17 protein-coding genes and 5 pseudogenes are annotated in these 17,257 nt (G+C 59.1%); 5 read left to right on the forward strand and 17 right to left on the reverse strand.

The window, feature by feature from the left end; all coding sequences use genetic code 11:
- Positions 1-239 precede the first annotated feature (239 nt).
- The 7 genes from AC3FNH_RS27205 to AC3FNH_RS27235 all read right to left on the reverse strand — a co-directional run bounded on the left by AC3FNH_RS27205 (position 240) and on the right by AC3FNH_RS27235 (position 3,643).
- Positions 240-422 (reverse strand): hypothetical protein, encoded by a 183-nt coding sequence (locus AC3FNH_RS27205; protein WP_488722275.1) that lies wholly within the window; start codon positions 420-422, stop codon positions 240-242.
- 76 nt (positions 423-498) lie between these two features.
- A complete protein-coding gene (locus AC3FNH_RS27210; protein ID WP_488722276.1) occupies positions 499-1,155 on the reverse strand; it encodes a DUF4145 domain-containing protein in 657 nt (218 codons plus the stop codon).
- Between the two features lie 38 nt (positions 1,156-1,193).
- Complete coding sequence (locus AC3FNH_RS27215) at positions 1,194-1,478, reverse strand: hypothetical protein (protein WP_488722277.1); 285 nt, start codon at positions 1,476-1,478, stop codon at positions 1,194-1,196.
- 36 nt (positions 1,479-1,514) lie between these two features.
- Positions 1,515-1,865 carry a type II toxin-antitoxin system ChpB family toxin gene (locus AC3FNH_RS27220; RefSeq protein WP_488722278.1) on the reverse strand — a complete coding sequence of 117 codons (351 nt, stop codon included), beginning with the start codon at positions 1,863-1,865 and terminating at the stop codon, positions 1,515-1,517.
- On the reverse strand, positions 1,859-2,110 hold the full coding sequence (locus tag AC3FNH_RS27225) for an AbrB/MazE/SpoVT family DNA-binding domain-containing protein (RefSeq protein WP_488722279.1): 252 nt from the start codon (positions 2,108-2,110) through the stop codon (positions 1,859-1,861). The genes AC3FNH_RS27220 and AC3FNH_RS27225 overlap by 7 nt, the downstream gene beginning before the upstream one ends.
- A 78-nt stretch (positions 2,111-2,188) precedes the next feature.
- Positions 2,189-2,878 carry a tyrosine-type recombinase/integrase gene (locus tag AC3FNH_RS27230; RefSeq protein ID WP_488722280.1) on the reverse strand — a complete coding sequence of 230 codons (690 nt, stop codon included), beginning with the start codon at positions 2,876-2,878 and terminating at the stop codon, positions 2,189-2,191.
- Between the two features lie 597 nt (positions 2,879-3,475).
- A complete protein-coding gene (locus AC3FNH_RS27235; RefSeq protein ID WP_488722281.1) occupies positions 3,476-3,643 on the reverse strand; it encodes a hypothetical protein in 168 nt (55 codons plus the stop codon).
- A gap of 854 nt (positions 3,644-4,497) precedes the next feature.
- On the opposite strand from AC3FNH_RS27235, the gene AC3FNH_RS27240 reads away from it, so the two are divergent.
- Positions 4,498-4,746 (forward strand): hypothetical protein, encoded by a 249-nt coding sequence (locus tag AC3FNH_RS27240; RefSeq protein WP_488722282.1) that lies wholly within the window; start codon positions 4,498-4,500, stop codon positions 4,744-4,746.
- A 534-nt stretch (positions 4,747-5,280) separates the two neighbouring features.
- Positions 5,281-5,880: a hypothetical protein gene (locus AC3FNH_RS27245; protein WP_488722283.1), complete on the forward strand. Its 600-nt coding sequence runs from the start codon at positions 5,281-5,283 to the stop codon at positions 5,878-5,880.
- Here the strand turns inward: AC3FNH_RS27245 and AC3FNH_RS27250 are convergent.
- Positions 5,861-6,466, reverse strand: coding sequence for a hypothetical protein (locus tag AC3FNH_RS27250; RefSeq protein WP_488722284.1), 606 nt, complete (start codon positions 6,464-6,466; stop codon positions 5,861-5,863). The two genes, AC3FNH_RS27245 and AC3FNH_RS27250, sit on opposite strands and share 20 nt — an antisense overlap.
- A 129-nt stretch (positions 6,467-6,595) precedes the next feature.
- Between AC3FNH_RS27250 and AC3FNH_RS27255 the strand changes: the two genes are divergently transcribed.
- Positions 6,596-8,623 carry a hypothetical protein gene (locus AC3FNH_RS27255; protein ID WP_488722285.1) on the forward strand — a complete coding sequence of 676 codons (2,028 nt, stop codon included), beginning with the start codon at positions 6,596-6,598 and terminating at the stop codon, positions 8,621-8,623.
- Positions 8,624-8,983: 360 nt separating this feature from the next.
- Here AC3FNH_RS27255 and AC3FNH_RS27260 read toward each other — a convergent pair.
- The 4 genes and pseudogenes from AC3FNH_RS27260 to AC3FNH_RS27275 all read right to left on the reverse strand — a co-directional run.
- Positions 8,984-9,171: pseudogene (locus AC3FNH_RS27260) on the reverse strand (IS110 family transposase); the annotation flags it as partial.
- A gap of 315 nt (positions 9,172-9,486) precedes the next feature.
- Entirely contained in the window at positions 9,487-10,548 is a 1,062-nt protein-coding gene (locus tag AC3FNH_RS27265) for a ComEC/Rec2 family competence protein (protein WP_488722286.1), read from the reverse strand.
- 8 nt (positions 10,549-10,556) lie between these two features.
- Positions 10,557-12,359 (reverse strand): S8 family serine peptidase, encoded by a 1,803-nt coding sequence (locus AC3FNH_RS27270; RefSeq protein ID WP_488722287.1) that lies wholly within the window; start codon positions 12,357-12,359, stop codon positions 10,557-10,559.
- Between the two features lie 227 nt (positions 12,360-12,586).
- Positions 12,587-13,720 carry a patatin-like phospholipase family protein gene (locus AC3FNH_RS27275; protein WP_488722288.1) on the reverse strand — a complete coding sequence of 378 codons (1,134 nt, stop codon included), beginning with the start codon at positions 13,718-13,720 and terminating at the stop codon, positions 12,587-12,589.
- A gap of 381 nt (positions 13,721-14,101) precedes the next feature.
- On the opposite strand from AC3FNH_RS27275, the pseudogene AC3FNH_RS27280 reads away from it, so the two are divergent.
- Positions 14,102-14,224: pseudogene (locus AC3FNH_RS27280) on the forward strand (DNA-binding protein); the annotation flags it as partial.
- Here AC3FNH_RS27280 and AC3FNH_RS27285 read toward each other — a convergent pair.
- Positions 14,221-14,403: pseudogene (locus tag AC3FNH_RS27285) on the reverse strand (H-NS family nucleoid-associated regulatory protein); the annotation flags it as partial. The pseudogenes AC3FNH_RS27280 and AC3FNH_RS27285 overlap by 4 nt on opposite strands.
- A gap of 293 nt (positions 14,404-14,696) precedes the next feature.
- Between AC3FNH_RS27285 and AC3FNH_RS27290 the strand changes: the two are divergent.
- Positions 14,697-14,798 (forward strand): annotated as a pseudogene (locus AC3FNH_RS27290) (IS110 family transposase); the annotation flags it as partial.
- A gap of 192 nt (positions 14,799-14,990) precedes the next feature.
- On the opposite strand, the gene AC3FNH_RS27295 reads toward AC3FNH_RS27290, so the two are convergent.
- The 4 genes and pseudogenes from AC3FNH_RS27295 to AC3FNH_RS27310 all read right to left on the reverse strand — a co-directional run bounded on the left by AC3FNH_RS27295 (position 14,991) and on the right by AC3FNH_RS27310 (position 17,177).
- Positions 14,991-15,224, reverse strand: coding sequence for a DUF6429 family protein (locus AC3FNH_RS27295; protein WP_488722289.1), 234 nt, complete (start codon positions 15,222-15,224; stop codon positions 14,991-14,993).
- Positions 15,225-15,249: 25 nt separating this feature from the next.
- Positions 15,250-15,705, reverse strand: a pseudogene (locus AC3FNH_RS27300) (Tn3 family transposase); the annotation flags it as partial.
- Between the two features lie 47 nt (positions 15,706-15,752).
- On the reverse strand, positions 15,753-16,199 hold the full coding sequence (locus AC3FNH_RS27305) for a hypothetical protein (protein ID WP_488722290.1): 447 nt from the start codon (positions 16,197-16,199) through the stop codon (positions 15,753-15,755).
- Positions 16,200-16,628: 429 nt separating this feature from the next.
- A complete protein-coding gene (locus AC3FNH_RS27310) occupies positions 16,629-17,177 on the reverse strand; it encodes a hypothetical protein (RefSeq protein ID WP_488722291.1) in 549 nt (182 codons plus the stop codon).
- Between the last annotated feature and the right edge of the window lie 80 nt (positions 17,178-17,257).

A 17,257-nucleotide genomic window follows, 5' to 3' on the forward strand; every position in this document is an offset into this window, starting at 1 on the left:
AAAACCGAAATCATTGGCTTGTGCAACATCAAGCGCAAACCTCATTGATCAGCAGTTCCCTAGATATGCCTCGTAATCGCCCTTCACGATGACCAAGCGCATCCCAGCATTGCTATATCCCGCCAGCGGGCGGCCACCGCGAACATGAATCTTTGACACCTTGGTCCCCCAATGAAAGCTGTTTCTGATCCAGGCTGCCGACCTGCGCTGGGCGCATTTCGTGCCGGGTTCCTTTCCGATTAGCTGCCTGAAAGATTGTCTTCGGTCAGGGTGCGCTTACAGTGCGGGCATACAGGCCGAAGATGGGTGAAGACCTCGGGCCAGCCGGCCGCCGCCCCTTCGTTCCGGAACGTGCCCCCGTCGAAGCCTTCCAGGGAATAGCTTTCCCAGGACGCCGAATATGGCGAGTCGTTCTCGCTCATGTGCACAGCGCCTCGGTGCCCGCATGTACAAAACAGGCTGTATCTAGTTCGCATCGTCATGGCTTTTCCGATCTAGTTACTTGTCGCGTTGCGCTATCGCGTCCAGCTTCTTCTGAGGCAGTGAGCGATACAGATCCTCCTCCTCCCTTGGCTCAGTGATCATCTTCTCAACGATGAGGTTGACGAGTTTGAACAGCGAGCCGACGATGGCAGGATTATCGTGAACATTCATTTCGCCGGGATGCACCGATTCATTGCCTACAACCCGCACCGTGTCTAGGGCTTCCTGCAGACGCTTAGACAGACCCCTCCGAACCAATGACGCAATGTCCTTATTGATGTCCTTGCCGGGCTCGCCGAGATGCTCACATAGCTTCTGAATCACGAGGCGAAGCAAGGCTGCCGCGCCACGCGGGGAGCGCAGCATGATCTCGCGAGCCTCGAAGTAGTCAGCGCGGCAACAATCCGGAAGGTCTGGACTAGGCATTGGGGCCGTCGATTCTGCAGGGTATATCTGTTGCACTAGACCAGGGCCTTGGTAGGCTAGCCTTCGCTCAATCGTATCCTCGTTGATCCAGATGGAATCCGTCTTGCATCTGGCGCAGCGTGCTGTCCAGACAGTACTGTATTCATTACTGTTCACCAAGAGATTCCGCCAAAGCATATGAGCGAAAGCCCCACACTGCGGGCAGTTGAATGCTTCCTTCTGAAACTCCGGTGCGACATTCTCCATGCGCCCATCCCCTATCGACAGTTAGCTTTTCCTCGCCGTTACGAGAAGGACACGAACTCGCCAATGCAGCCCGAGCGTTCACGCGTCAAATAGACAAATCCAAATGCAATGGAATCCTTGACTTCGATGCAGTCGAAGGAAATGAACTTCTTGCTCTTCCCTTCTGTAAGCCCAATGGTCACAGGATGCGACTTCCCGGTGTCCGTTCCATCGTCGGGGAGAAGCACGTACAGAGCGCCCATCTCGGGAGGGGTTCCATGCATAAGCCTCGCCTTGTAGGAAACTGTCTGGCCAACACCATCTTTAATCGTCAAGGTTTTCATCTTCTATGTCTTTCCTTTGTTGACGTCTACTAACGGCTATTCGAGGATGGTTTGAAGACGGGCGAGCGCATCTTCCACAACCTCGGCGGGTGCCCGTTCGATCTTCCTCGCGCCGCGAGCCTCAAGATCCAGCGTGCGCACCATGTTCACCAGCGCGACACCTTGGGTCTCCGTGCCAGAACCAGACAGCGGAACTGCAAAACCAGCGAAGCGCGCAAAATCGCCTCCCTGCGTAATCGGTGCAACCAGGGCAACACCTAGAGCGTTGAATGCTGCCAGTGAAAGCACGAGCGCAGGACGGAAATCCCCCTGTTGCTCACGCCCCTCCGTTGGGTTCAAGCTCACTCGCACAATGTCGCCCCGATCAAACTTGGCGCGCCTCACCATACTTCGCGCCCCACCGGTTTGACCCCGTTCCAATCACCCAGCCCCTCAGGGGTCGGCGCCTTGGGGTCACACTGAGCAACCAATTCATCGAGTGAATACTTGTGCCGAGCGGGCTTAAGCATGACGCCGTCCGGACGCACATCGACAGACAGCTTGTCTCCCAATGCCACCTTGAGTTGTTCAAGCAAGGTTGTGGGCAAGCGCACGGCCGCGCTGTTGCCCCATTTCTGAATTGACAGTTCCATCTCAGTACTCCCATTGCGTAGATTCATTGTAGATACACAGGCGCAGCACGTCAAGATACTGTTTCTACATTGTAGCTACTAAAGGGCGTCACCAAGTGCTGCCACCGCCTCTCGAAGCTCCTTGGTTGAGACTTCCAGATACGGCGCAATGTGGTCCAGCTCGGCATGCCCCAACAACGTTTGGACGGTTTCGAGTGAGTGCCCCTGTGCGAGGAGTCGGCTGGCAAATGTTCGGCGGCCAGAGTGGCTGCTGTAGCCGGAGCCAAAGCCCGCCGCGCGGTACAGGCCTGTAACGTAGCTCTGCAGACTGTCGGCCGCCAAGTACTCGACCAGGTCGCCGGCGTCGTTGATGCGACGCTTGACACTCAGCTCGTACCGACCGCCCTTGTGCGTCAGGATCAGACACGTCTCTGGCATCAGGCCGCGCCACGTGCGGCGATCCATTGCCGTGCCCTTGTTTTTCAGCCATCGCCATTCGATGTAGCGCTCCAGGGCCGCCACTGTCTTCTGATGGCTGAGATAGACACAACGCTGCCGGCAACCTTTCGTGATTGCCGCTCGCAGGCTCACCTCTTCGCGAAGTCGACCACTGGGCAGCAATACGTCGGCGACTTCGATTCTGGCAACCTCCGACACCCGCATGCCGCAGGTGAATGCCAGTAACAGGATGAGCGTGTCGCGCTCCGGGTGCCGGCTGGTGGCCTCGGTCACGCGGAGCAAATGGCGGAATTGGGACGGCTTGAGGGTCTTGGCGCGCTTGATGTGCATGGTTTCTCCGATCTCGGAATACGCTCGATTTCGAGCTGCGTTACGAGAGAGAAACGGCAAGCGCTCCTTTCCATCATAAACCGGCTAGTTTCCTCGCGTCCTCGGAAAAATCCAAAGGCGGTCCGTAGAAATTCCGGCTGATGGTCTCAAGCTTGCCGAGCACTCGATCGCGCCTAGATGCCGACCGGCCAAGCGGAGGATCTCCTTGTGGAAATGCTCAAATTACTTTCGACCTGACGATCACGTTGACGACGCCGCTCTCGTCGCCGAACTGCGCCAACTCTGCACGGATCTCAGGACGCGTCAGACACGGCGGCGAACCTACCAGGCTCACTTCGCCGCGGCGCTGGCCGAAGAGACGGCGGCGGCCGGCCTGGTGCGTGCGGCCTGTGCGTCTGCGGGTGCCCTGCAATTGCCCCGTTGGGATCCGGAAATGATCTTTCGTTGGCCAGGCGAACCGGCGCCGGGCCGGTCGGAGAAACTCGCGATAAAAGCGGTTATCGCGAATTTCAACGTGCCCACTCACGCGGGCTGACTTCGCATCGTTTCGCAAAGCCAGCCCGCGACGAATTCAGTCAGCGGGACCGGGTGCGCGTGTCAGAGAAACGTGGCGAGCAGCTCGCCCAGCAGGAGGACCTTGGGAATCAGCCCGTTGATGGCGTCGATCAGCAGCGTGATCTTCGCAACCAAGCCGGTGACCGCCGCGATCAGCCCGCTGAGGGTACCAATGAAAACCATGGCGCCCCCGAGGAGGTTCTTTCGCATGGACTCGGAAGGAAAAATGCCCGCCAGGCGGCGGGCAACAAAAAACCCGCCGACGCGAACGCGCGGGCGGGTGCGGAAACAACCAAGGCCGCCCGAGGGCGGCCTGTGGCAGGGGGCGGGGCCGGTAGCGTCCTGGGTCGACGCAGTGAGCTCAGCCTGGTAGGAATGCTACGAAATTTCGCGCATCGGTGCGGGACAAAATCGTGCGGAGTTTTCCGCACGACCCGTGCCGCACCAGAAACGACAAAAGCCGCGTGAAAGCGGCCTTTTCTCTGGGCGTGCGACGCCCCTCTGGGAAGAATTCTACATGGCTGGCGATCCCCGTGCACGGCCTGCGTCTGTCCCGCACGCGCCAAGCCTCCAGCGTAGCGGAAATCTACCGAAACCCGGACAGGATTTCAACGGCTGGGCCCAGGGTGGTGGTCTAACGCGTTGATGGGTTGGGAAAAATCGCTGCCTGCGGGCGGGCCAACCCAACGCCGGCCGTCGCGACGGGAGCGCGTGTTGGAAACGACAAAGGCCGCCCGAAGGCAGCCTTTGTCGCGGGCGCACGAAGCCTCCAACGCCCGTGATTCTCGTTTCTGGGCGCAGCCCGTCCGCTAGCGCCACGCACCGATCCTCAGCGTAGCGAAAACGTAGCGTATCCGGCGCGCCCTGGCAATCACCGGCCCAGGACGGGCTCCGTGCGGTACCGCACGGAGCTCGGGAACGCCGGGGCGTCCCGCAACGCGCGACTGCCTACCATGGTGGACGCTGGCCAGAAACCTGGCTGCAGGGCGCGCGAGCGCCGACTGCCGTTCGCCAAGCGCCGAGGTCTTCCGTTGCGCTGCACCGAACAACAACAAGGGGCTGCCATGCACCATGCATTTGCGAACACCTGTGCCCGGACCCGTTGGGTGGCGCAACTGGCCGCCCTCCTCCTCGGCGCCCTGCTTGGCCTCGGGATCGTGCCGGCGAGCCGGGCGGCGACCACGACGCTGATCTTCGACGAGTTCGCCAACGGGACCGTCTTGACGACGCAGTACGAGCCTCTTGGGGTGACTATTTCCGGGGCGAACGTACTAGATACGCGTTTGAGTGGCATTTCTGCCCATTCGCCGTAGCAAGCCACCCCAAGGCGGCTTCGGCTTCCCCGAGTCAACGTCAGCGTTCGCGCGCACCTGCCGTGCAACGGCAGCGGTCGTCCGGTTCGTCTCGGCGCGCACTTTGGAGCACGAGTCCTCGACGGTGATTTTGATCCAGCGTGGGGCCCGGCTCGCGTGATATAGAAGTGCGCGCCAGGAAATGCGCGAAATGCGAGAAATACCAACTTAAATCGACCATTTTTCTCGCTTTGCGACAACTCCATTCAATGGCCTTCTCGCCATCAAGCGAAAACCTCATTGATCACTTCCCTAGTCCAGAAGAGTGTTTTCAGGTCACTAGCGCGACTATGTTCGAAGTCCAAAGGTATCGTTCTGTTTCCAAACTGTTTCATCATTGTGACGAAGTGAATTCCAGGCAGATCTGAGCTAAATCCAATCAAGTTGACATTAACACTTGGCCACATAGAGTAATTCCGTTTCGCGCCTCACACTCGTTTCTTCCCGCGCGCGATTTGTCTGTAGGCTTCCTAACCATCGGAAGGAGATGAGTCAATGAAAGACGTCCAATCCTTGACCCTCGATCCCGGCGAATGCTTGACGCTCACGCCGGATTCAGCGCGCTTCGGGAAAATCTATCAGCAGGTTCGCCCGCGCAGTGCCCAAGAAGTGCGTGATCTGCTTGGCCTCTCGACCGATGCTCTGGAAGCCATACGCAAGGCCGGTATGAGCACGTGTTGCGCCCCGTTGCCTGTCGCGACAGCGACCCCTGAGCAACTAGATTCGAGCGATCCGGCGACCCGTGCCGAAGCCCTGCGTCTTACCTATCAAGCCTTCGGCACCTATGTTCACGGCACGAACCCCGCAGCGTCGGCGTATCTCGAGCCGACATTCAACCGCTTCCTTGAGCTTACTAAAGCCGTAGTCAACATCGCCTTGCTGCTCGATATCGAAGTCGCGGACGGGGCCACCTTGACGATTTCAGCCTCCACACACCTTGTCCAAGCGAGAAAGATCATCATTCATGGCCACGGTCGTATCGTTGTACTCGGCTCGACCACATTTAAGGTTGTTTCGGTTGAAGGAGTTAGGCCGCGCATTTTGGGAGGCGTGGTGGCCACCGCCGCGGAAAACCTTAAGAACATAGGGCAATAGGAAGGAGATAGCCATGCCAGACATCATCGGCAAGGGCGCGGACGGCGCCAACGGAAATCCGGGATCGGCCGGTCAAGACGGCCAACCCGGACAGCGGGGAGTGGATGGCGTCGACCATTGGGACGGCGACGATCCACCAAAGCCCGGCATGCGCGGGGGTGACGGCCTGTCGGGATCGCGCGGGACCGACGGCGCGCAGGGCGAGTTCGGTGCGAACATAACGATTCAGGTCGACGATTTCGTCGTGGGCGTCAACGTCGACACGCGAGGTGGAAAAGGGGGTGACGGTGGCGCCGGTGGCGCCGGCGGCGCTGGCGGCATCGGCGGCCGCGGTGGCAAGAACGCGGATGACGATAGCCGGGCCCCCGGAGGCCAAGGCGGCAACGGCGTGCGTGGCGGGGATGGTGGCGGCGGTGGTCAGGGCGGCAATGGTGGCAATATCACCATCGTAGCCAAGAATATTGCGACAGGGACAGTTCACGGCACCGCCCAAGGAGGACGGGGCGGCCTCGGCGGCGCCGCGGGCATAGGTGGTAACTTCGGTCCTGGGGGTGATGGCGGCACCAACGGCGATCAGACGGGTCAAAATGGCGTCCCGGGTCCGAATGGCAACACCGGAGCGAACGGTACGAATGGACTTGACGGCTCCATCGCGATCATCCAGCAGCCGTAGAACTGCGTGAGGAACCGGCTGCTAACAAGCCATCATACTGCCATGCGAGACGACATCGATCAGGTCGAATCGTCCAGTGCGACCCGCTCGCTGCAGGCGGTCATTGGCGCACAGCTTACGTCTGTGATGCGTCTCCGCGGGATTTCCGAAGAACCTCGCGGACGCATCGAGCGCATCTTTGACCTCTTCACCGAGGAATCGCTAAACCGTCCTGCCGTACCGCCGTTCGACGGACTATCGTTTATCAATGCGAACGGGCTACCCTTTCAGTGGGTGTTGAACGTCGGCCCACGCGCAACCGCTTGGGGCTTTTTGTGCGAGGCCGGTCGACCAGGCTCTCCTGCGCCGGCGCGACTCGCGCTTACGCTGCGGCTTATCGACGAGGCGTGCGCGGTACTAGCTATTGGACGGCCACAGTTTCTCTGTGACAGCGTTAGACGACTTACACCCCAGGGGCACGAGCCGTGGCCGCTGCATTGGCGCAGCGCGGTGTGGGTGGGCGTGACGGTCAAGGACGATGTACTGTCGATCAAACCATACTTCAACCTGACCGCGGGATCGCTTAGAGAACGCTGGCTAAAGGCTGGGTGGGTCTTGCACGACCTGGGGCGCGGTGAGGCTCTTGCGCGCTTTTGCGCGCTTTCATCGCGTTGCCCGGCGAACGCTTGGCCGGCCGGGCTTGCTCTCGATATACGACCCGATGGCGGAGCCGGCCGGGTCAAAATCTATTTCCGCTCAGATGAAGCGACGCCTGCCTGGCTTGCACGTTGGTACGAAACCCTTGGCCTCGATGCCCATGCGCGGAGCGTGCGACGCTTTCTTGATTTGCTAGGGCTGACAGGCAATCGTCCCTACCCTAAGTCAGCGTTCGTCACCAGCGTGGAGATTCAGCCGGACCAGTCCTTCTCGCTAAAGACCGATTTGGCAGTCACCAAATGGATGGCTTCTGACGCGGCCATTGTCGAGGGTACACGGGCCCTGCTAGCATCGGAGGGGGGCGAGCCCGAAGAATTGACGGCGATGCTTGATGCGATCCGCGCGACGCCAACCGATCGCACGCGTTGCGCGGCGCTTCGCTTTGTCGGCCTCGGTTGCGAACCGGACGGATCACGCCATCTAAACATATATATTGAGCCGCCGCTAGACGCGACTGCCTCCCGTCCGCCCCGTCCCGCAACCAGCGACCATTCGGTCATCCGGCAATGCGTCGAGCGTAGTCTGGATGCGCTGCTCGCCGGTCGACACGAAAAGCATTGGCGGGACTTTTCTCTACCGGTCGGCGCTTCCGACGCCTGGGTGACCGCTTATGTGCTGGCGAGGCTCGCAATAATTCCGCGCCCGTGGTTCGGCGCGCGAGTGCAGCCAATCAATGATGCGATCGACTGGTTGCTCGCTTCGCGGCGCTGGGAGGGCGGGGGATGGGGTTACAATGGCAGCGTGCCGGATGACGCGGATTCCACCGCCTGGGCCATCATTGCGCTGCGTGCCTGGCGTCGTCCTATTCCCGCAGGCGCGCTCGATTTTCTACGATCCTGCATCAATCCGTCCGGGGCGACGACCTATCCAGTCGGCACGAGTCCCGCGCCCGGATGGGCGCAACCGGTGCCATGCGTGAGCGCCGTCGCGCTTCGCGCAATCTCACGTTGGCCCGGCACGTCAAGTGCGCCGTCTACACTAGCTGACGGGAAACTGTCCCCGGCCTATTGGTGGGCCTCGCCGATTTATACGACCAACATGCTGCTTGAAGGTTTTGATCTGACGCCGCGCACCAGATTGGCGTGGAGTGACGAGATCGCAAAGTTTCAACCCGCGGGCAGTTTTGAGCGAGCAATGCTTCTTGCATGCCGGCTGCGACTCGGCATGCCGGTCTTCGGCGTGGCGCTAGAGCTTATGGCAGAGCAAAATCCCGATGGAGGCTTTGCGCCGTCCGCGTTGTTGCGCTTATGCCGACCGGAAATCGCCGAGCCGTGGGCCACTATCGATGCCGGGCCGCTTTATATCGACAATAACGGTGTCTTCACTACTGCGACGGCTCTCGCTGCACTGGCGGATCTTGCAAAAAGGGGCTGACTGCTTTGGCGACTATCGCGCTACCTGGACCGCTAACGCTCCAGCTTGCACGTGCGGCGTTCCCTATTCCTCATGCGCCATGGTCTCGCCTGCATGCAGCCGCTACGGTAGGGGTATATGTTCGCCAACTGAGTTCACGTCTACTACGTGATCATCGTACTTTTTGTGCATGGATCCGACGCCTTTTGCAAGCTTCTTGTTCATGTCGAAACGGTCTGCATGCATGTATCCGGCTTGCCTGGTGGGCCCTTGCCGAAGCATGCCCGCAGCCCCGATGAGATCCGCACATCCTGTCCTTAGCAAAATCGCGGCGGGCCTGACAAGGGCCGACGGCACGAAAATCAGGTCTTCAGGATGGAAGCGCCGTGCCCAGTGATGGGCGGTGCCGCAGGCTTCCATGCGACCATCCCCGGCTTCAGTGTGCGCACGGCCTCTAGGAGCGAGCCACGCGAGACCTTTGCTCGATGCACAGGCCGTCCGCGGCGGTCGGAGCCATGGAGCTGGAACACATGTTTGGCGAGATCGATGCTGAGCATGTCGATTTCCATGATGAACCTCCACGTCTCAGGTTAGGCCGACAGTGTCCCCCCGAGGGAGGCGCCGGTTCCATCTCAGCAAAATCTGACGCTAGCAAGCCTGAATGCAGCTTGCGGCAAGACGCTTCAGGTTACTTGGCGCCGCGTACCCACCGATCTTACAAGTTAACTAATTCTAAATGGCTTTCAGGACCAATCTGCCAGATTTTGCATCAAAAGTACGATGACCCCATGACGCGCGTTCTTGTTGCATGGAACGTTCGGGACTTGGGCTGCGATTTGAAGTTCGTGTTTATGAGCGCTCCGAAAAGCGTGGCGGGGCTCTTATCAACAGCCTTCTAACGAAACCGCCGCGAGGGGCAACGCGGGGGCCACGCGGAACGCGCGGCCAATGCGGAGGGTTTCTAGCGTCTGCCGAGCAGGAGTATTTTCGTGCGTGAGGTAGACGGTATATCGATCCTCCGCAGGTCGCGAGGAAACCAACCACTGAAGCGTTGCAGTGCTCGGATGGGCGTGCTTGATGCCGTCGGAGCAGATGACGTAGTGGTCCGCCCGGACGCGTTCAAAAAGCGATGCGTCGGCGTTGTTCTCGCTTCCGTGATGTGGAAGCTTGAACACGTCAACATGTAAGACGCCACCGGGGGCAAGCAGTCCGGTGGACTCAAGTCCTGCAAGTAAATGGTCGCCGCGTGCGTCACCGGTCAGCAGCGCACTTCTGCCGTGGTGCCGAACATACATGGCTATGCTCGACAAATTGGGGACCGAGCGATCCGTAAATGCTGCTCCGATCGCGTCTGGCTTCTTCGTCTTCACGGAAGCGCGCCACTTTTTGACAAGTATGTTGAATGCCGCGGCACTTGGTCCAACAAACGTTATCTCCAACCCATGCAGTTCGCACCGCATACCGGCAGTGATGACGGTGCCGAGCGGGCTGTTTTCGCCTAAGTTGAGGATGGCGATACTGTCGCGCACATCGCGGCCCTGTGCATAGCTTGCCGCCACGACACCTCCAGCGCCGGCCGTGGTCATAACTTCCTGCCCAGCAGCTGCGAGACCGGGTTGAACGGAATCGATTAGTTCATCAACGCTGTTAAACCAGACACGACGGATGTCGAATGGGAGCGGCAGCTGGTCTGTCTTAGCACGCGCCATCTCCTTGAGCAGTTGCTGGATGCCCACGATGTGATCGTCATCGACATGGGTCACACAGACAATGTCGATCGTCGGCGCCCGGCCGGTCACATGCGGTAGAGCAAGGAGGTGGGGCTTAAGCACTTCCTCGTAGACTCCATCAGGTCCACCGTCGACGACCATAACACGCTCCGGCGTTCCCCAGCGTACCAAAAAACTGTCACCGTGCCGCGCGGGCAGGAACTCGAAATGGAGCATCGCGTATATTAGACAGACTGCATTGCGCGCAAGACGTCGATCAGGCCGTGGCCCTGGAAGGCCTTCTCGCGTCCGAGATCGGTAGCCGTTGCACACAGGATCTGCTTTACCCTTTCCGGCCTACCGAGAAGTTCGCGGTGCCGGGCGATAAGCATCGCCGCGGCGCCGCTCACGTGAGCCGCAGCTTGGCTTGTCCCGTGCATGGCGGAGATTCCCTCTCCCGGAATTGGACCGTCGATATCTTCGCCAGGAGCAAGCACGTCCGGCTTGAGTCGCCCGTCGGCGGTGGGGCCGCGGCTGGAGAAGTAGCTAACTCCGTGCCGGTGCGGGTTACTCCGATGAGTCGATCCAACAGTGATCACGCTATCAGTGTTTCCCGGGTCGGAAATGCTCACAGTCCGGTAGTCGGTTCCGGTCGTGCTGACACTTCCGACGAAGCCCGAATTGCCCGCCGCGGTAACGACAACGACACCCGACTTCACTAGACGATCGCACTCAACGCATACGGGAGTCCAACCGCATGAATGGGTCGACACGTCGTGGGGGACAGACAGGCTTAGGTTCACCCCGGCGATTGCTAGCCGGCCAGCCTGTTCGTTAATGTGCCGGATAGCCTGGAGAGCCATGACAATTGCAAATTCGTCCCCGTGGCCATCAGGCCCCAGAACTCGAAAATCGTACAAGCGAATTGTGGGACACATGCCCCGCAGGCCTCGTTCCGGCCAACAGCCACCGAGCACCCCTGCCACATGGGTGCCATGGGGGGTTCCGGGGACTTGATAAATTTGCTGGGGTGGTAGGCTACTGCCAGCGACCACCGGGTGTCCCGGAACGAGCATCTCCAGATACGGCAAGGCACGTGTCCAGTCGATAAGCCCATTGTCGGTACGGTCCTGGAATAGGGTTGTCCTTGCGTCGACAAAATTGAAAGCGCGGACAACTCGGCAAGGACCGACCCATTGCAGGGGCGGCGTCGCGGACATGTCCCATTCGGCGAACGCGAGATGACTGGCATCAATACCGCTGTCAACCACCGCCCATCCGATGGTGCGGCAATCAACTGAAAATACCGTTTCCGCTGCATCGGCCTTCACGGTCAAGCGCGAACGAGTGATTGCGGGAGCGGCTTCCCGATTCGTCGTCACGCTCTCCACCGGGTAGCGGCGGCGCCGATCGATTACCTGGTTGCCCGGCATGGGCGGCAATTGCGTTATCGGGCGCTCGGCATCTGCAGATTGGATCATATCGAGAACCCGTTCAATTGCTATGTCCTCGACCTCCGCGCGCGCTGGCGCCGTTGTACGCTTCGTGGCACGTGCGTGCGCTCCCGTCTCGACGGCCACGAGAAGCCTCACTAGCCAAAAGAGGTGTCGCTTGCGCTCGTCGATACGCTCCACACCATCCTCGGCAACAATGGGTGCAGGGGAAACGACATCGAATTTGGCGCTCTTTGCAAGCGCCTTCAGTTCGTTGCGGGGAAGCTGTTTGGCATAGCGCACGACACCGAAGAGGTTCGTTAACGGCAGCACCGCCTGCACTAATTCCGCAAGAGTTAGGGAGGCGACAACAAAGCTGCCTGCCGCGATTGGCTTGCCAACGCTGGCTATCTGGAGTTTTGTAAAGTGATCGAGAACGCGACGCACGCCATGCTCCTCGTTTACTGCAAGGATGATATCGGTGCGCGCTTCGCGCTTGCGGCTCCGCTGCGCGAAACTTAGCCATACATCAAAGCGTATTGGGCAGTCGGTTGCCCACGGCGGCGGGACGCGGTCTTGACCGTAGAAGACGGCGGCAAGCTCTTCGCGCTTCATGAGGGCCTCCGAGAAAGTCGCTTGATGCCGGGATCCCTGAGATGGTATGTCAGGGACTGCGTAAGTAGCGCTGCATCAGGTGCGCTACTTACGCACCTCTGACCCAAGGGCATCCGGCATCGGTTCCATACCGTAGATCGCCAATTCGATCGTCAATAACGGACGTTCCAAGTGCGCGAGGCTGTTGGATCAACTATGTCATGTTCGTTGTTATCGTGGGGAGCCGGTCATAGCGAAAACTCAGGATCGGGCTGTGCGGCGACCACGGACGGAGGTCCCGGTAAGACCCATCGGCGCATGGCCGCGTCGGCGAGCGCATAACCCCAGTTAATCAAATGCCCCTGTTCCTCGGCCGAAAACTGATTCAGCCGCGTGCGGATCAGTTCAAGCGAAGCGGTGAGCGAACTGTCGTTCGCCACAGTTTCAGGGAAGCCGTAGTCAGCGATACGGGTACCGATTCCCCAGAACGTCCCCCGACGGCGGCCGCTTGCGAATTCATTGACTACCGCATGCCGGCGCAGCGCACGCGCTTGCTCCATCATTACTGCATTAACGCGCGTCATTTGGCCTAATGGATCACTGATCACTTCGTGCACGATATCGAAGGGGGCACTCGCATCGCTGACCAGTACCGTTTCGCACCGGTCGTAGATGGCCTCGAGGCCAAGGTTGTCATAGACGCCACCATCAGTCAGTACCACGTGCTTGCGCAGTTCGACGTTGGGAAAGAGGTAGCTGCCGGGGAATGGCTGCCACTGGGCCGGATCGAAATCAAAGCAGACCGGCGACAGGATGGGCGGAAACGCGCTAGACGCGCCGACAACGCGGGCAATCGACAGATTTGGGGACGGGATCTCGCCGATCTTGTAGTCGGCGAACCGGCGACGTTCCATGCGCACGCTCGAACCTGTCTGCAAACTGGACGCGTAGAAAAGAAAGCGAGGTACCTGTCCGGGGGCTGGCGTCGCCAAAGATTGCAGCGTTGCGCCGTCGTAGAGATACTTGTCGTACGCCTGAGCGACTTTTTCCGTCATGCTGGAGAACGGTGACAGCCCTCCGATAATTACCGACGAGACGTCGATCGACTTCGCGCAGAACTCGCGAATCGGCTTGGCGATCTCGTCCGTGAAGTTCGAGGCGGTTTCACCTCCGCCTGTCAAGGGGCTCCAATCAAGACTTGGCCAGCGAGTGGCGAGAACCCCGTTGATGATCGAACCACCGGAGACGCTAGTGATGATGTCTAGCTGACGAAGCCAACCCAGTTCATTCAGCCGCCAGAGAGCGCCCAGGTGAAACAGGGTTGCGCGAAAGCCGCCTCCGGACAGGGCCAAGCCATTTGGAAGTGCAGCTGCGGACGGCATCCCTCGTCTCCGACAATCGCATGAATGAACCACGCTGCAAGAACGGCGCCACGGATAGATTCCCAGCGGTGCCGTTTGGGCGCTCCTTTGCTTAGGCACGACAGAATATGTCCCGCCTTGACAGGGCCTCAGTCGAACTGGCTCAAGTATCTGCCCGCTAGAGAGCCATAAGTGGAAGGCTAGGAGGTGCCGTAATCAGATTCAAGCGAGGATGTCGAGGATATTTTTCGGATCTGATATCAAGAAATTTTAATAACATATTTGAAACAGAATTCGCCGATGCCGAGTGCTCTTGGAAGAGAGAGCGGGTCGCCAAGAATTCGCGAATATCTGAAGCTTCAAACGTTTGCGAATCCCCGCCGGTACACTTATGCCCGCTGCCGACCTGGGCATACGCCGACCGCCAACAAGCTCTACAGCCGGTCCGCAAGGGCAGCATGGGGCACGCCCGGCGAGGTGCTGCAGGCGTTCTGGCAGGAGCTGTATGGGTGCACGCGCGTGACCGACTGACCCGCATTGACCGCCCGCTTGAGCCACGCCGGTAGCTCGCCCTGCCCGTCCCAGGTCAGCCCTTCCGCGTTGCGATGGCAGAGCATCGGCGCAGACGGTGGGGTGAAGGCGGCGGCGGATCGAAGCACCCCGCCGCGTCCAGGTCTTCCAAGGGTCAAGCTATAGTCTGCCAACCGTTCTGCTTTGAAAGGAGCATAGAGGGCTGTACAAAAGACCAGATACCTCTGGGTCCGCGATAGCCGCACCGGCGGCAAACGTCCCCCGACCGGCCAGCGCTTGGCGTCATCCGTTCGTCAGCCCCGACTCGGCTTTTCGGAGGCAAATTGCCCTTCCCTATCGCCACGCCCATGCCGCGATCAGCATCTGTGGATGCGGTGAACAGACCAGTCAGCAAGTGATTGATTTTGTGGGGATTTCTCGCGGACGTCGGCCGGAAACCCGCATGAATGCTTGGGGCAGTTACCCCGATGCGGAAGCCATTGTGGAAGCCGCGAGCAGGCCCACCATGCATTTCGTCAAGCTCAAGTCAGTCGAACAACAGGACATCCAAGCTACCCACCGAGTGCGATCCGGGGTAATCGTACTTTCCGTGCAAAATCTGGCGGTGAGCTAAGAATTACCCTTACAAATCAAAGTGTTAAGAGACGGCGAGTTCACTGCCTAGCCTCCTTTCGATGCAAAATCTGGCGCCAGCCTTGCCCACAAGCGCAGCCTTGTGCGGCCTGTGGGCAAGAGATCACATGTGCCCGGTATCCAATTGCTAGACGCCAGGGCGGACGAAGTATTTCGTGAACAACCGCTCGGTCTCGCATAAGCCCTCCTCCGTAAGCCAAACCGATTTCGAGCGATTCACCGGATCCCCGATGAGCCCTCTCTCGTGCAGACGGTTCAATGCGTCCCAGTCAAAGCTCCGCCAGGCCCGATTCTCCCCGCATAAATTCAGGTAGAGCAGCGCGAGGACAACCTCGTCGATCGCGCCGGTATTGATGTCCATCTTGCCTCCTCCTTGAAGGTGGCGCTCACGATTCTGCCGCACGCTGCCAGGGCGCCGCTTCGAGCAGCATGTCCTGGTACTGCTCGAGGGGAAATCGCAACGTGCCCCGAAAGTTCACATGCGCCGAATGCGCAGGTCCCATTCGGCGCAGCCAATCGTCGTCGACTCGCTGCCCCTTACCGCGCCACGCGTCGACTGTCGCCTGCATGCGCTGCGTGTTCCAGGCAATCACCAGATTCGTCAGCAGGGTCAACGAGCCAGAAATCGCGATGATTTCGTCACGACGACGGCCGCGCTCCGGCGCGACCTTACCCGTGTAAATCGTACGCTGGAGTTCGTGTACCGACTCACCGCGATTGAGCAGCGCGTGCAGTTCCCGGCGAAACTCGACGTTGCTGAAATAGTCGCACAGGAACAGGGTCCGCAGCAGTTTGCCAAGTTGTTCCGCCGCCCGATAAATCGGATCCCCTTGCGCTGCGCTGCTTCATCTACTCTTCCCGCTCGACGCAGATGGCCGGCTGACCCGGTTTACTCGCTGTCGACAGGAAGAGTATCAGGTCGTGCTGGAGCCAACACCACATGCCAAAAATAGCTGCACACAAGCACGCAGAACAACACACGTTCCTGCCAGGAAGGCGCTGCAAAGTGCTCCACAAGCTCAACAAAGGTGCCGTAGAGGGGGTAAATCCCGAGTGTCGCCAATATCAAAAGAAGGATAGGGCGAGCTGGCTCTATCCGCTCGATCCATTTGCGTTTGCCTAAATGTACGTTGCGCGACGGGCGCTTGACCGGACCGAGAAACCAAGCCGACATGTAATGCGCAATGACCCAGCTTGCAAGACGTGCAGCTTCGCGTAGGTGCCCATCCAGTTGTTCTCGAGGCACCGCTGCCAGAGTAATAAGAACCAACATGCCGGTCGCGGCTGTGCCGAGACAAAGACGCCAAATGGTGTCGACGGTCGAATCATTCACCATGTCAGTCTCCACGGCTCGGCTTCGCCGAATTATCGGTTACCGGCATCTTGCGGTCGGTCAGCGGCCTGTTAAGCCGCCTTCGAGCGCAGCCTTCGCAACGAGATTTCCCGCCTCACGTGTCGCTGCCGCTCATCGGAAACTGAAGGTCGGAAGGGTTTTTAACCGCCCTCACCACCACATTGGCCAACTCGTGCGCAATGGCAGCTATCGAACCGGCTCACGGTTTGAGAAATCTGTTTTGCCGCGGGAAAATGCAGCAGCGCCATTGCGACGTCGACGCGTATTCACCAGGGGTTGTCTGGCTCAACATGAGAAGGCGGGGCCGGATGTGGTTCGATAGAGTCGGGATCTCCTCCCGGCGGATCCCACGGCTCGCCAGGCTCTGGCATGGGCTCTTGCACTGGCTTCTTGTTCGGCGTCGGGACTGGATCATTTCGTTTGGGTTGATGCGACATTTGAATCCTCCGGTACGAAAAAATAAGAATCAGGCAGTTCGCGCCTTACCTCTGCCTCGCAAATTGCTTTAGTCTTTTTCCTCTCGCGGGTTTCAACTTGCCGCACGACAAGCGCCTTTTCCTTAGCTATTGCCCGCTTCAAATCTGCTTGCTGTGCGGAGTCGTATTTTCGCTTCTGTTCAATAAGCGAAACGATTTCCATAAGATCATATTCGAGGGATCGATAACCGACAATTACACTCTCTAGGTTCTTTATCTTTTTTGTCAGAGATAGCAAAGGTTTAAGAATCGCGGCAATCGCCGCTAGAACTCCGAAATATTTCCACGCCATTTGGCCGTATGGCTCTTTCCAAAACCAAAGGCCAGCGATTGCCGAAGTCGGGGCTGACGCAAGCAATATTAGCTCTAGTACAAAGTTTTGTCGTTCGACAGCCTCGAGCCGGCAGCAATAGTATTTGACATTGAGTCGCGCAGTTCTTAGCTTGTTATATACAGTCCAAACCGGCGAATTTTTACTCGGCATGGGGCTTCTCCCTTACGTCCCTTTATCCACCCAAAAGGTAAGGATAAATCAAGCAACAGAAAGATTGCTACGGCTTTGTG

This window comes from Cupriavidus sp. 22TCCZM01-5 (assembly GCF_057798915.1).